Origin of the sequence: Thalassotalea sp. G2M2-11 (genome assembly GCF_017168195.1) — a bacterium.
In the GTDB taxonomy this organism is placed as follows: domain Bacteria; phylum Pseudomonadota; class Gammaproteobacteria; order Enterobacterales; family Alteromonadaceae; genus Thalassotalea_E.
Genome location: NZ_JADNYL010000001.1, coordinates 876582 through 891053 on the forward strand (window position 1 = coordinate 876582; position 14472 = coordinate 891053).

General features: G+C 39.5%; 12 protein-coding genes. 8 read left to right on the forward strand and 4 right to left on the reverse strand.

What is annotated here, in order from left to right; genetic code table 11:
- Nucleotides 1-5: 5 nt before the first annotated feature.
- Complete coding sequence (locus IV514_RS03745) at nt 6-362, reverse strand: PilZ domain-containing protein (RefSeq protein ID WP_206483551.1); 357 nt, start codon at nt 360-362, stop codon at nt 6-8.
- 125 nt (nt 363-487) lie between these two features.
- On the reverse strand, nt 488-2161 hold the full coding sequence (ettA, locus tag IV514_RS03750; protein WP_206483552.1) for an energy-dependent translational throttle protein EttA: 1674 nt from the start codon (nt 2159-2161) through the stop codon (nt 488-490).
- A gap of 169 nt (nt 2162-2330) precedes the next feature.
- Between ettA and IV514_RS03755 the strand changes: the two genes are divergently transcribed.
- Together IV514_RS03755 and IV514_RS03760 are read left to right on the forward strand one after the other, a co-directional pair.
- Complete coding sequence (locus tag IV514_RS03755; RefSeq protein ID WP_206483553.1) at nt 2331-3401, forward strand: GGDEF domain-containing protein; 1071 nt, start codon at nt 2331-2333, stop codon at nt 3399-3401.
- A gap of 90 nt (nt 3402-3491) precedes the next feature.
- Complete coding sequence (locus IV514_RS03760) at nt 3492-5060, forward strand: protein adenylyltransferase SelO (protein ID WP_206483554.1); 1569 nt, start codon at nt 3492-3494, stop codon at nt 5058-5060.
- Nucleotides 5061-5296: 236 nt separating this feature from the next.
- On the opposite strand, the gene IV514_RS03765 is transcribed toward IV514_RS03760, so the two are convergent.
- The gene (locus IV514_RS03765) at nt 5297-5734 is read right to left on the reverse strand and encodes a CBS domain-containing protein (RefSeq protein WP_206483555.1); all 438 of its coding nucleotides are present in this window, start codon (nt 5732-5734) and stop codon (nt 5297-5299) included.
- A 218-nt stretch (nt 5735-5952) separates the two neighbouring features.
- Between IV514_RS03765 and IV514_RS03770 the strand changes: the two genes are divergently transcribed.
- The 6 genes from IV514_RS03770 to IV514_RS03795 all read left to right on the forward strand — a co-directional run bounded on the left by IV514_RS03770 (nt 5953) and on the right by IV514_RS03795 (nt 13610).
- A complete protein-coding gene (locus IV514_RS03770) occupies nt 5953-8157 on the forward strand; it encodes an ABC transporter permease subunit (RefSeq protein ID WP_346776900.1) in 2205 nt (734 codons plus the stop codon).
- 12 nt (nt 8158-8169) lie between these two features.
- Nucleotides 8170-9804 carry a phosphate ABC transporter permease PstA gene (gene pstA / locus IV514_RS03775; RefSeq protein WP_206483557.1) on the forward strand — a complete coding sequence of 545 codons (1635 nt, stop codon included), beginning with the start codon at nt 8170-8172 and terminating at the stop codon, nt 9802-9804.
- Nucleotides 9805-9888: 84 nt separating this feature from the next.
- Nucleotides 9889-10713: a phosphate ABC transporter ATP-binding protein PstB gene (gene pstB, locus IV514_RS03780; RefSeq protein ID WP_206483558.1), complete on the forward strand. Its 825-nt coding sequence runs from the start codon at nt 9889-9891 to the stop codon at nt 10711-10713.
- A 25-nt stretch (nt 10714-10738) separates the two neighbouring features.
- Nucleotides 10739-11425: a phosphate signaling complex protein PhoU gene (phoU, locus tag IV514_RS03785; RefSeq protein ID WP_206483559.1), complete on the forward strand. Its 687-nt coding sequence runs from the start codon at nt 10739-10741 to the stop codon at nt 11423-11425.
- Between the two features lie 199 nt (nt 11426-11624).
- On the forward strand, nt 11625-12305 hold the full coding sequence (locus tag IV514_RS03790; RefSeq protein WP_206483560.1) for a TIGR00153 family protein: 681 nt from the start codon (nt 11625-11627) through the stop codon (nt 12303-12305).
- A gap of 9 nt (nt 12306-12314) precedes the next feature.
- On the forward strand, nt 12315-13610 hold the full coding sequence (locus IV514_RS03795) for an inorganic phosphate transporter (protein WP_206483561.1): 1296 nt from the start codon (nt 12315-12317) through the stop codon (nt 13608-13610).
- Nucleotides 13611-13699: 89 nt separating this feature from the next.
- Here IV514_RS03795 and IV514_RS03800 read toward each other — a convergent pair whose 3' ends face one another.
- Complete coding sequence (locus IV514_RS03800; RefSeq protein WP_206483562.1) at nt 13700-13981, reverse strand: peptidylprolyl isomerase; 282 nt, start codon at nt 13979-13981, stop codon at nt 13700-13702.
- Nucleotides 13982-14472 lie beyond the last annotated feature (491 nt).

Sequence of the window (14472 nt, forward strand, 5' to 3'; positions counted from 1 at the left end):
GTTATTTAACGGGTCAGTTGTGATAATTCCTTATGGAGTTGCTCTTCATCGCCTAAGTTTAATTCAACGAGTCGGCGTAATAGCGTAACACTGTCAATATCAATAGCGTTACATTGCAGACCTATTTCATCGGGCTCAACATGGACGACAGCAATGTGCATACACACTTCGGTTTCATCTCCTGCGAGACTAAAACGTAATACACCTAATTTATGCTTGATGTCATCAATACCATCGGGGCTACTGACTAACGCACCATTGAGTGAAATATCGTGAATATTAACGGAATAACTGTGCTCTTCAATGTCAAGCAGGGCATCAATTGAAAATAAGATCCGAGTAAACTGTCGTCTGTTTTCCATTTATATTGTTACAGTTGCTAAGTGAATACCTTTAGCATAGCTGGATTTTAAAAAAAAGCACCTTAAAAATGATTAAGGTGCTTTTTATTTTCTTTAGTTACTAGTAACTTACCTTGTTTGGCAGACTAGCCAATTTTTTTGTATTTAATCCTGTGAGGTTCCACTGCGGCACTGCCTAAGGTTTTCTTTAACCACTCTTCGTAGTCTGTAAAGTTACCTTCGTAGAAGTTTACTTGTCCTTCATCACGATAATCGAGAATATGAGTGGCTATTCGGTCAAGGAACCAACGGTCATGAGAGATAACCATGGCGCAGCCAGGAAATTCTAAAAGAGCTTCTTCCAGTGCGCGAAGTGTTTCTACATCTAAGTCATTGGTTGGCTCATCGAGTAATAATAAATTACCGCCTGTTTTGACTAACTTGGCAAGGTGCACACGGTTGCGTTCACCTCCAGATAGATCACCAATGAATTTTTGTTGATCATTGCCTTTAAAATTAAAACGTGAGCAATAAGCGCGACTTGGAATTTCATAATTTCCTATGGTCAGAATATCGTGTCCTTCAGAGATCTCTTGGTAAACAGTATTTTTATCATCCATATCATCACGGAATTGATCAACACTGGCCAATTTGACCGTTTCACCTAGATCTACTTCACCAGAATCAGGTTGCTCAGCACCAGATAACATTTTGAATAGGGTAGACTTACCCGCGCCATTAGCACCGATAATACCGACAATCGCTCCTTTAGGAATACTAAAGCTTAAATTATCAATTAAGACGCGATCACCAAATGATTTGGTTAAGTTGTTTACGTCTAATACTTTATCACCTAGGCGTGGTCCTGGTGGAATATAAAGCTCGTTCGTTTCATTACGTTTTTGATGATCTTGGCTGTTGAGTTCTTCAAATCTCGCCATACGTGCTTTACTTTTGGCTTGGCGGCCTTTCGGATTAGAACGAACCCATTCTAATTCTTGTTTAATGGTTTTTTGTAAAGCATTCTCACTGCGTTTTTCTTGCTCAAGTCGAGCATCTTTTTGCTCAAGCCAAGAAGAATAGTTACCTTCCCAAGGGATACCATGGCCACGGTCAAGCTCTAAGATCCAACCGGCAACATTGTCTAAGAAATAACGGTCATGGGTGATGGCAACAACGGTGCCACTATATTCATGTAAAAAGCGTTCTAACCAAGCAACTGACTCAGCATCTAAGTGGTTGGTTGGTTCATCAAGTAAGAGCATGTCAGGTTTTTGTAATAACAACCGACACAGAGCAACACGGCGACGCTCACCACCACTGAGTACCGCGACTTTTTGTTCCCACTCAGGTAAACGTAACGCATCGGCAGCACGCTCTAAAACATTATCAATATTATGACCGTCTTGTGCATTAATAATGTTTTCTAATTCACCTTGCTCTTTTGCTAAGGCATCAAAGTCGGCATCAGGTTCAGCGTATTCGGCATAGACTTGATCAAGTCGCGCCATGGCATCTTTTACTTCTGATACGGCTTCTTCAACGACTTCTCGTACTGTTTTGTTTTCATCAAGTTGAGGTTCTTGTGGTAAGTAACCTATGTTAGTGCCTGCGAGTGCATTTGCTTCACCTTCAAAATCGGTATCAACACCGGCCATGATCCTTAATAATGTCGATTTACCTGCACCATTTAAGCCTAATACACCGATTTTAGCGCCTGGGAAGAATGATAAAGAAATATCTTTTAGTATCGTACGTTTTGGCGGCACCACTTTACTAACGCGGTGCATTGAATAAATAAACTTATCTGGCAATGCCATGGGAAACCTTTTGTTTTAAATAAATGGAATTGCTAGTATTTTAAGTGAAAGGTCATAGGCAAGCAAATTTGATTAAATGGGTTTATTTGTGATGAAAAGTATTGAAATTACATCAATAGTACCCATTGTGTGCTATTGATTATAGTTAAGGTGAATAAAAAATATTGTTATGGCACAACATTTAGGTTGGTGGGATAAGTTTTCTGAAAAAGCATCTATCGATGCAATTGATCGCTATCGTAAAAAATCAATTTTTTACTTTGTTAGTTTTAGTGGTGCTGCAGTGATTTTATATTTTTCTGCGAAAAGCTATCAATCTTACGACATCAGCTTGGCCTTTACTTTATTGTTTGGTGCCGTATTTATTCTACTTAATGCTGTAACCGCTATCATATTTAATCGTGAAGAAATACACTACTATGCGAGTGTTTTTTGTGTATTTTTCATGTTACTCACAGTGGTTTATATGGGGGGATATAAAAATACAGCGCTGTATTGGCTTTATCCTATACCATTGATTTATTTTGTCTTATTGGGAATTAAGATTGGCGCTATTGTCAATGTACTGTTTTTTATTATCTTATTAGTTTTGCTGAAATCTCCTCTAGACATTCCTGCACAATATCCGCCCGCTGAGGTATCTCGTTTTATTACTTCGTTTGCCGTGATGAATTTGATCAGTTTTATTGCTGATTATTTTCGTCATGATAGTCATAGTAAATTGACTAAGCTTAGCTATGCAAAATTGAAACAGTCTTACACTGACAGTTTAACTAAACTGCCAAATCGACGGTTTTTATCTTCGGTATTATTTGAACGCTTTATGGTGAGTGATGAATATTACCCACTGACCATAGTGAATATTGATATTGATCACTTTAAAGACGTGAATGATACTTTTGGTCATCAAATAGGTGATCAAGTGTTGATGAAATTTACTGAGTTGTGCATAAATAATATTCGTAAAAATGATGTGATGGTAAGAACAGGTGGAGAAGAGTTTTTGTTGTTTTTCATGCAAACATCGAAAGCTCAAGGGGCTACGCTGGCGGAAAAGCTACGCAAGATTATTGAACAAAGTTCATTAGTTCTAGAAAATCAAATTATTGAATTTACTGCAAGTTTTGGCGTTGCTGAGTGCCAATCAAATGATGATCTTGAGCTTGCTTTGCATATTGCTGATAAACGTATGTATGCAGCTAAGCAATCGGGTCGAAATAAAGTGGTGTGTGATGATTAACAACTTTTCATCACTGCTTTAGCTCACGCGTTATATCACGTACACTAGTCAATATTAATAGCGTTTCTGCTGAAGTATTAAGGGGCTAGCTTGAGTTTATTTGCTTGTGATTTTAACGACCGTTTTGTAGATAGATTACCTGCTGATCAACAATCAGATAATTTTTGTCGCACGGTTAATGGGGTGGCGTATTCATTTGTCAGCCCCAAAGTCACTCAATCGCCTACGCTAATTGCGTTAAACCACACATTAGCGCAACAGCTTACCTTAGCCACTGATGATCCTCAGGCTATTGCACGCGTATTAACGGGAAATGAGCTGTTACCCAATACTAGGCCTTATGCTATGTGTTACGGAGGACATCAGTTTGGTCACTGGGCTGGGCAACTGGGTGATGGTCGAGCAATTAATTTGGGGCAATTAGCCACTCCAGAGCTTGGCTTACAAACATTACAACTAAAAGGTGCAGGGCCGACGCCTTATTCAAGAACTGCTGATGGTCTAGCAGTATTACGATCTTCAATTAGAGAATATTTATGCTCTGAAGCGATGTTTCATTTAGGAGTTCCTACCACGCGTGCGTTAAGTTTATGCTTAACAGGCGATAAAGTAGTGCGAGATATGTTTTATGATGGCCGTCCTCAGCAAGAATTAGGCGCTGTTGTTTGTCGTGTATCATCGTCCTTTATGCGTTTTGGCAGTTTTCAGTTACCGGCGGTGCGTGGAGATATTAAGCTGTTAAACCAGCTTGTTGATTATGCCATTACTGAAGACTTTCCACATTTAGGCCAACCATGCAAGGATACTTACATCCAATGGTTTCGTGAAATTAGTGAACGCACTTGCCAATTGATCGTTGAGTGGATGCGTGTTGGCTTTGTTCATGGAGTGATGAATACCGACAATATGTCAATTATTGGTGAAACCATTGACTATGGCCCGTACGGATGGATTGATAATTTTGATTTGTCGTGGACGCCTAATACCACAGATGCCAAAGGAAAACGCTACTGCTTTGGCGCACAACCACAAATAGCCCAGTGGAATTTATTTCAATTAGCGAATGCCATTTATCCCTTGATTGAACAGGCTGAACCGCTGAATGAAATCTTAACGAACTATGCCAAAATGTACGAATCACGCTGGCTCGAAATGATGAAAGATAAATTAGGGCTTGCCCAGCTTGAACCCCAGTCAGATGGTGAATTATTCGTGCAATTAGAGCAAGTGTTGAGTGAATGCAATATTGATATGACGATTTTTTATCGTTTACTGGCAAGCTATATTCCGGGGAAAAGCCAAATTGAAAGCCACTTTTTGCCTTGCTTTTATCAAGACGAACCAACGAAAGCCATGTATTGGCCAAGGTTTGAATACTGGATATCGCTTTATTGTCAGCGCTTGGAAAACAACAGCCTTGATGATGATGAACGCGCGCGAGTGATGAATCGAGTGAATCCGAAGTTTGTGTTACGTAACTACCTTGCACAACAAGCGATAGAGCTTGCAGAGCAAGGGGACTACTCTATGATTGAGCAACTACAGCAGGTATTAGCTAATCCCTATCAAGAACAAGATGGCTTTGAGCATTTTGGGGCAAAACGACCGGGTTGGGCAATGCATAAGGCTGGCTGTTCAATGCTTTCTTGTAGCTCGTAATGTCCAGGGCGTGTTGATTTTTCAAGTTTGTTTTTGCAGCAACAAATTCTGCCCGAAGGGTTTAACTAAACGTCTCCTGCTGTTTGTTGCCTACATGGATGTAGGTACTTAGCGTGAGCGTGAGCAGGAGCGGAAGCTGTACTTAAATTAACCATAGATGACTATGCAAAAATTCAAGTGCCGCGATCAGAAGGCGTTTATCTTGAACAAAATTCAAACAGCAAAGTTCAACAGGTCTAGTTTTTAGTTTGCTGATTTAATTTACGTCGGTATTGCAAGGCAACTAATTTGATCACATCACGCCAGGTCATAATCCCTATTGGCTGAAAGTTATCATTAACTATCGGTAAACAAGAAATATGATTATCGTAAAATAATAATACCGCTTCATTTAGGGTGATTGATGGAGGAGCGGTGATCAGCTCTCGTGCCATGATTAAGTGTAATTTTTTCCGCATCAATGCGGTATCTTTCGGCGTTTCTTTACTGGTGCCGATTGTTGGGCTTAAATGTTTGTATAAGTCCCTGTCGGTAATAATCCCAGCAAGTTCTTTACCGTCTAAAATTAAGATATGATGCACTTTATATTGGTCGAAAAGTTGCTTAGCATCTGATAAGTCATCATCAATATCGAGAGTTAATAATGATTTTGTCATTATGTTTTCGATGCTCATAACATTACCTATAAATTTTAACCCCACACATCACTAAGATTAAACAAAAAAGCCTTGTTAAACAAATAATTCATTGTTGAGTTTATTGAATCTATATTGTTTCAGTGTTTGTCACAAAACTGTCATACAACTGTCTTATAATTGCCAAAGTGAGGTTTTTTATACAATTAAAGGTGTTGTAATTGGCAATTGCACTTAAATCAACTGGCGTTCGCCAGATTAAAAATTCAGCAGCTAAATGGTTAATTACACTAGGGGGGATCAGTGTCTTATTGACCCTAGTGCTTATATTTTTGTATCTGCTTTATGTGATCAAACCGATCTTTGAGTCTGCTAAAATAGAACCGGTGACAGCGTTAACCATCGAACGTTCAGAGGAGGTTCTGTCTATTGGTGTCGATGAGTTACAAGAGCTGGCTTATACCATTAGTACAGACGGAGATATCGCTTTTTATTCTTTATTGGAACCAAGTCAAAGCAAATCCTTGTCTTCCGTCGTATTTCGTCAGCAACTTTCTGAACAGCCTCTCGTTAAGGTGATTGATGCGGGCCATGAAAAAAAGCTACTGCTTGATGAGTTAGATCAAGTGCAGCTAGTGGCGACTAAGTTCGAAGCGACTTATCAGGCTGGTCAGCGGGAAGTGATTCCTAACTTAACGTATCCACTGGGTGAAGATTATTTACTTGTTGATGAAGACAATGGCGCTTTGTCTGAACTGGCGTTTGCTATGAATGATGAAAAAGCGGTGTTTGTCGCTTTTACCGACGATCAACGCTTGATTAAAACCACTTTGCTAGCCGAAGATGATTTTAATTACGATCCAGAATTTGAAGCCTTTTATCAAACGATTGATATCGCGTTAAATCAGGTCGATGATATTTTAATTTCACCAGATCTCTCAATGGCATTTGTGCGCAGTGCTGATAACGTATTGGTCTATGATTTAACCGATGAATATCAAGTAGCGCTCAAAGCTAGGATCAGCCCGCAACTAGCACAAAACGGTGCTCAATCACATCATTTAACCTCCATGGCATTACTATCTGGTGGTAGCTCGCTGTTATTAGGAGATTATAATGGCTTGGTGACTCAGTGGTTTGAAGTGTCAACAGACAATGGTCGAGAATTTAAACAAGTGCGCTCTTTTATGGTGAGCGAGCAAGAAGCGGTTACTAATATAGTGACGGAACAGTTTCGAAAAAGCTTTTTTACGGTAACTGACTCAGGAGAAATTGGGGTATTTTATACCACCAGTGAAGCCGATTTATGGCGAGGACAACTAACTAATGCAGCGCCGAAAGCCATTGTTATCTCACCACGTGCTAATGGTTTATTAGTGCAAGATGGCAACACCTTAGCGCAATTTTCAGTTGAAAATGAGCACCCTGAAGTAACTTGGCAAGCGTTGTGGCAAGAGGTGTGGTATGAAGGATACCCAGAGCCTGAATATATCTGGCAATCAACCTCTGGCTCTGATGATTTTGAAGCTAAATTTTCATTAGTGCCTATTTCATTTGGTACCATGAAAGCGGCGTTATACGCTATGCTTTTTGCGGTTCCTATCGCATTAACGGCCGCTATCTATACTGCTTACTTTATGACGCCAGCGTTGCGTAAAAAAGTCAAACCAACCATTGAAATCATGGAAGCATTACCGACAGTGATTCTTGGTTTCCTTGCTGGTCTATGGCTAGCACCTATTGTCGAGAAAAACTTACCCGCTATTGCGTTGTTGTTAATACTTTTACCATTAGCTGTCTTTATCACTGCTTTTGCCTGGCATCGTTTACCTAAGCAATGGAAAAGCAAACTACCTGAAACTTGGGCGCCGATTATTCTTATCCCTGTGTTACTGATTGCTGCAACATTCGCGTTTTCTTTGTCACCTGTGATGGAAATGTATTGGTTTGGTGGTGATGTCAGACAGTTTATCACCAATGATCTTGGTATTGATTTTGATCAGCGTAATGCCTTAGTCGTTGGTATTGCAATGGGATTTGCCGTAATCCCCACTATTTTTTCTATGGCTGAAGATGCCATTTTTAGCGTGCCTAAACACTTAACCAGTGGTTCATTAGCTTTGGGGGCAACGCAATGGCAAACCTTAGTGAAGGTGGTGTTATTGACAGCAAGCCCAGGTATATTTTCCGCCATTATGATGGGGTTAGGACGCGCTGTTGGTGAAACTATGATAGTGCTGATGGCGACTGGAAATACGCCGATTGTGGATTGGAGTATCTTTCAGGGCATGCGTACTTTGGCTGCTAATATTGCGGTGGAAATGCCAGAATCAGAAGTGGGAAGTTCTCATTATCGCATCTTATTCTTAGCTGCATTTGTTTTATTTGTTTTTACCTTTGTATTTAATACGTTAGCTGAATTTGTCCGTCAGCGTTTACGTGAAAAATACAGTTCATTGTAGGAGTACTGAAGAATGAATAAGTGGTTTAAATCAGGCTCTCCATGGATTTGGTTATCTGCTGGCGGTGTCAGTATCAGTTTAATATCAGTGATTGGCTTGTTGTGGTTAATTGCTTCTAGGGGGCTGTCCTATTTTTGGCCAGCGGATATTTATCAGTTTGAAATGCTTGATCAAAATGGCAAGAAAACACAGATTATTGGTGAAATATATGATCGAGAAAGTATCCCAGCTCGCCAGTTATCGCATCTTCAGCTTGATTTAGCTGATGCTGAAGAAGTTGAGCGACTGTTAGTTAAAACGGGTAACCGAGAATTAGTCAGTTTAGATTTTCGTTGGATATTAGTACCGCAGATCATTGAGCAATCGACACCTGAAGATATTGTGTTAATCGAACGTCGTACTAATGGCAACTTTTACGGTTATATTGATGCTTTGATTTTAGATGGTCAGCAAGTATCACTTGATAGATTGCCTGAAATGTTAGCGCGAGTGACAGAATTTCAGCAACAGATGGAAGAGTTACAAAAAGTTGATATAGGTGCTATTAACTATCAAATAGAACGCTTGCGACTGCAAGAGAGAAAGCACAGATTAGAGCAAACGTTAACACCTGATACGGAGCAAGCTATATCTGAACAGGTTACCGAATTGCAAGCAGACTATCAGCAATTAGAACAAGAGCTGTTAGCGCTTAGAGCAAAAGTATCTCGTGATCAATTAAAAATGCGTGCCATGGATGGACAAATTGTCACGATTAATTTTGAGCATATTTTAAAGGTCTCGTTCAACAACCTGCTACATTTTGGCGAAAAGCTGATGATGTTTTTCAGTCAAATAGCTAGTTTTATTAGTGATGATCCGCGAGAAGCAAATACTGAAGGTGGTGTTTTTCCTGCGATATTTGGTACTGTGTTGATGGTGTTACTGATGACAGTGATCGTATCGCCATTAGGTGTTGTCGCGGCAATTTATCTGCATGAATATGCGGGTAATAATGCACTGACTAAATTATTACGTATTGCGGTGATCAACTTAGCAGGTGTTCCATCTATTGTTTATGGTGTGTTTGGTTTAGGCTTTTTTGTTTACATGGTTGGTGGCAGTTTAGATCAACTGTTTTACCCTGAAACTTTACCTAGCCCTACTTTTGGTACACCTGGGGTGATGTGGTCAGCTATTACTTTGGCGATACTCACCTTGCCTGTGGTAATAGTGTCTACGGAAGAAGGCTTATCAAGAATACCTGGCTCGATGCGCCATGGTAGTTTAGCGCTAGGGGCTACTAAAGCAGAAACACTATGGCGAATTATATTACCTATTGCTAGCCCTGCGATCATGACGGGTATTATTTTAGCGATTGCTCGTGCTGCGGGTGAAGTGGCACCATTAATGTTGGTCGGTGTGGTGAAAATGGCACCTAACTTACCATTAGATGGTAACTTTCCATTTCTTCACTTAGATCGTAAGTTTATGCATTTAGGTTTTCATATATATGACGTTGGTTTTCAAAGCCCAAATGTTGAGGCGGCGCGTCCATTGGTTTATGCCACGGCACTTCTGTTGGTAACCATTATTGTAGCTCTCAATATGACGGCGGTCTCAATTCGCAATCGTTTAAGAGAAAAATATCGCACGTTAGAGCATTAATCGTTGACGGTATTGAACAACCATTAGTGATGGTTAATCACAAAGATTACATAACTGTAAGAAATAAAGATTAAAGAGAAAAATATGATTTCTGTTAGCCCCAAAAATTTGATGGCAACGCAAACAAAACTTGATTTGCATAATTTAACCGCCGAACAAAAGGCGTTAGATATTAAAGGTCTCAACTTATTTTATGGTGAAAAACAAGCTTTACAAAATATTACTATGGCGATACCCAAAGGGCAGGTGACCGCTTTTATTGGGCCAAGTGGTTGTGGTAAATCTACGTTACTACGCTGTATTAACCGTATGAATGATTTGGTAGATAGTTGTCGCATAGAGGGCGAGATTAATTTACATGGCGAAAACATCTACAGTAAGCAAGTGGATGTTGCCGCTTTACGCCGTCAAGTTGGTATGGTGTTTCAACGTCCCAATCCATTCCCAAAAAGTATTTATGAAAATGTTGTCTATGGTCTTCGTATCGCCGGTGAAAATAACCGACGCGTTTTGGATGACGCGGTTGAACAGGCATTACGCAGCGCCGCGTTGTGGAATGAAGTCAAAGACAGATTGCATGAAAGTGCCTTAGGGTTATCGGGTGGTCAGCAACAACGTCTAGTGATTGCTCGTGCCATTGCTATCGAGCCTGAAGTCTTATTGCTAGATGAGCCAACATCAGCACTTGATCCTATTTCAACGTTAACGATTGAAGAATTGATCAATGATTTGAAAAAACAATTTACGGTTGTGATAGTGACGCATAACATGCAACAAGCGGCACGAGTGTCTGATCAAACCGCTTTTATGTACATGGGGGATCTTATTGAGTACAACGATACTAATACCTTGTTTACTACCCCAGATAAAAAGAAAACTGAAGATTATATTACCGGTCGATACGGTTAATCACCACAGAATTTAGGAGTGAATAATGGATAATTTAAATATTGGCCGTCATATTTCAGGTCAGTTTAATGAAGACTTAGAGCGGGTGATTAATCACGTAATGCAAATGGGTGGCTTAGTTGAAAAACAATTAAGCGATGCATTATCGGCGGTTGATGATTCAGATGAAAGCTTGGCAAATTTAGTGTTAACCAGCGATGATAAAATCAATCAGTATGAAGTTAATATTGATGATGAATGTACACGTATTATTGCTAAACGTCAGCCAGCTGCGGGTGATTTGCGCTTGATTATGGCAATTGTTAAAACCATTGCTGATTTAGAGCGTATTGGTGATGAAGCGCAGAAAATCGCTCAAGTTGCGTTAGAAAGCTTAACTAGCGCCCATAAAGACATGTTACTTAATCTTGATAATCTTGGGCGCAGAGTACTTGAGTGCTTACAAAGTACTTTAGATGCTTTTACCCGCATGGATGTGGAAACTGCCATTAAAATTCACAAAAGTGACGACAAAATAGATCGTGAATATGAAGCGTTAATGCGCCAATTAATGACTTATATGATGGAAGAACCTCGTTCAATTCCTCAGATCATGAGTGTGATTTGGTCTGCTCGTGCCTTAGAACGTATTGGTGATCGTTGTCAAAACATTTGTGAGTACATTATTTACTTTGTTAATGGCAAAGTTGTTCGCCACTGTGCACCTGAATAGTGAATCTTTCCAGTCGAAATAAAGGATAATACTGGGAAGAGTCAATTAACTTGTCTATGCTTAATTTTTGACAAGTACCGTTAATTTTTATGTGTTTATTGCTTATTATATCAGGTTTAGGCATTTCTAAATTGATACAAATAAGTTAATATCCGCGCGAATTCAAAACAAAGAGCAATAGGGCTCCTGGAAAATAATTATGGCCAGAAATTCAATCCTTGGTGTATTTGCTAAGTCACCGTTAAAACCATTAGAGAAACATATTCGAATCGTTTCTAAGTGTTCCAAAGAACTTGTTCCATTTTTTGATGCGGTATACGAGTGTAACTGGACTACTGCTGGGAAAATCAGAACCAAAATTTCTAAGTATGAGAGAAGTGCTGATGACTTAAAACGTGAATTACGTTTAGAGTTGCCAGGCGGCTTATTTATGCCCGTTGATCGTGCTGATTTATTAGAATTATTAACCCAGCAAGATAAAATTGCCAATAAAGCAAAAGATATTGCCGGGCGTATTGTTGGTAGAAAGTTAGAAATACCAGCAACGTTACATCAAGAGTTTAAGCAGTATGTTGCTCGTTGTATCGATGCGATTGAGAAAGCTGCAGAAGCGATTAATGAGTTGGATGATTTGTTAGAAACAGGCTTTCGTGGTCGAGAAGTGGAATATGTCTCTAAGATGATTCAACAACTCGATAGCATTGAAGATGACACGGATAACTTGCAAGTTACCTTGCGTAAAAACTTATTGGCAATTGAAAATGAATTGAATCCAGTAGATGTAATGTTTTTATATCAGATTATTGACTGGGTAGGAGACCTAGCAGATTTAGCTGAACGAGTCGGCGCACGTTTAGAAATTTTATTGGCTAGAAAGTAAGGATTGGTCATGGATATTTTATTACAGCATGGCTCAATCTTAGTCATGCTCGCCGCGCTTGTTGGTTTTTTTATGGCTTGGGGCATTGGTGCAAATGATGTCGCCAATGCAATGGGCACATCAGTAGGCTCGAAAGCACTTACCATTAAACAGGCAATTATTATTGCGATGATTTTTGAATTTGCTGGTGCTTATCTTGCGGGTGGTGAAGTTACATCAACTATTCGAAAAGGTATTATCGATCCGGCATTATTTGTTGAGATCCCTGAGCTGTTAGTGTTTGGTATGATTTCAGCACTTTTTGCCGCGGCAACTTGGTTACTAGTGGCTTCTATTTTAGGTTGGCCAGTATCAACAACCCATTCAATTGTTGGTGCAATTATCGGTTTTGCTGCTATTGGTGTTAGTCCTGATACGGTTGCATGGGGTAAAGTCGGTGGCATTGTCGGTAGTTGGATAATCACGCCTCTGATTTCTGGTGTGATCGCGTTTGTGATTTTTAACAGTGCGCAAAAGTTAATTTTTGATACCGATAAACCATTAGAACAAGCAAAACGCTATGTGCCTGCTTATATGTTTTTAGCCGGTTTTGTGTTGTCTTTGGTGACGATCAAAAAAGGGTTGAAACATATTGGTTTAGACAATGTAAACCTTGGCTTTTATAACTTTGAAGTGAAAGGAGCTGGTGGATATTATCTCGCCGTTATAGTGGCTATTGTGGTGGCAATTATCGGTAAATTCTTTATTGGTAAATTAAAGTTTGATCAAGATGCTGATAAAAATATGCATTACGCCAATGTTGAGAAAGTATTTGCAGTACTGATGGTTGTTACTGCTTGTTGTATGGCCTTTGCGCATGGTTCTAATGATGTGGCTAATGCTATTGGCCCTCTAGCTGCTGTTGTTAGCATTGTTGATAATGGTGGACAAATTGCTAAGAAAGCCGAGTTAGTATGGTGGATATTACCACTAGGTGGTTTAGGTATTGTTGCTGGTTTAGCATTATTTGGTCATCGTGTGATTGCCACAATAGGTAAAGGTATTACCCACTTAACACCAAGTCGAGGCTTTGCGGCTGAGTTGGCTGCGGCGTGTACAGTGGTGATTGCTTCTGGTGCAGGTTTACCTATTTCAACCACACAAACATTAGTGGGTGCAGTACTTGGTGTTGGTATGGCACGAGGTATTGCGGCGATAAACTTAGGCGTAGTAAGAAATATTGTTGTTTCTTGGGTGATCACTTTACCAGTAGGTGCAGGGTTATCAATTTTATTCTTCTGGGTCATGCAAGCGATATTTGCTTAATCACTTGGATTTTCTGAGCAAGTAAATTAATACAAAAAGCCCGCTTAAAGAATATTTAAGCGGGCTTTTTATTATCTGAAAGCTTAGCACTAAGCTGTTCGTTTGGTGACTTCAACTAAATGGTAACCAAATTGAGTTTTAACTGGTCCTTGTACTGTATTTATATCAGCGGTAAATACCACTTCATCAAATTCTTTCACCATTTGATTTTTACCAAAAGAACCTAAAGCGCCTCCTTGCATTTTAGATGGACAAGTAGAAAATTCTTTTGCTAATTCAGCAAAATCTTCTCCCGATTCAATGCGGCGTTTGAGCGCCCTGCATTGTTCCTCACTATCAACTAAAATATGACGAGCAGAAGCTGTGACCATTGTTTACCTAACGACTAATTTGTTAATGGAAACATAACCATAGCGGATTTTTTTTCGGAATAAAACTAGATCTTTAGTCTTTTTTATACCTAAAAACTCTTAATTGGATGTATGTGCTATCTTTTTGTATTTATTCGATTTAGTTAAAAGTCAGCTATAGTTGTACTTGGCAAAAGGTTGCGGTTAAATAATACCAAAGGAAATAAATATTTCACCAGTTCAGAGCCTTATCATGATCGTGCGAACAAAGCAAATTGATGCAGGTGTAGTCATTCTCCATCAAAGCAATTTGTAACGTTATCACTTTCATGACAAGCTCCCAAAGGGCGAGTTTAAAAGGCTTATATGCTTACGTTTTGATTTTGACAAGGGAATAACCATTCTCTGCAATCAATGCCTTGCCTACATGGATGTAGGTACTTAGGTTTTGCCTGGAGCATAAAACCTGTGCCTATAAGCCTTTTAATTCTCGCTGAATGATCAAATAATTA

Coding starts and splice junctions, on each gene's coding strand:
- IV514_RS03745 (WP_206483551.1), bottom strand. CDS start 362: ATGGAAAACAGACGACAGTTTACTCGGATCTTATTTTCAATTGATGCC.
- ettA (WP_206483552.1), bottom strand. CDS start 2,161: ATGGCATTGCCAGATAAGTTTATTTATTCAATGCACCGCGTTAGTAAA.
- IV514_RS03755 (WP_206483553.1), top strand. CDS start 2,331: ATGGCACAACATTTAGGTTGGTGGGATAAGTTTTCTGAAAAAGCATCT.
- IV514_RS03765 (WP_206483555.1), bottom strand. CDS start 5,734: ATGAGCATCGAAAACATAATGACAAAATCATTATTAACTCTCGATATT.
- pstA (WP_206483557.1), top strand. CDS start 8,170: ATGAATAAGTGGTTTAAATCAGGCTCTCCATGGATTTGGTTATCTGCT.
- pstB (WP_206483558.1), top strand. CDS start 9,889: ATGATTTCTGTTAGCCCCAAAAATTTGATGGCAACGCAAACAAAACTT.
- phoU (WP_206483559.1), top strand. CDS start 10,739: ATGGATAATTTAAATATTGGCCGTCATATTTCAGGTCAGTTTAATGAA.
- IV514_RS03790 (WP_206483560.1), top strand. CDS start 11,625: ATGGCCAGAAATTCAATCCTTGGTGTATTTGCTAAGTCACCGTTAAAA.
- IV514_RS03795 (WP_206483561.1), top strand. CDS start 12,315: ATGGATATTTTATTACAGCATGGCTCAATCTTAGTCATGCTCGCCGCG.
- IV514_RS03800 (WP_206483562.1), bottom strand. CDS start 13,981: ATGGTCACAGCTTCTGCTCGTCATATTTTAGTTGATAGTGAGGAACAA.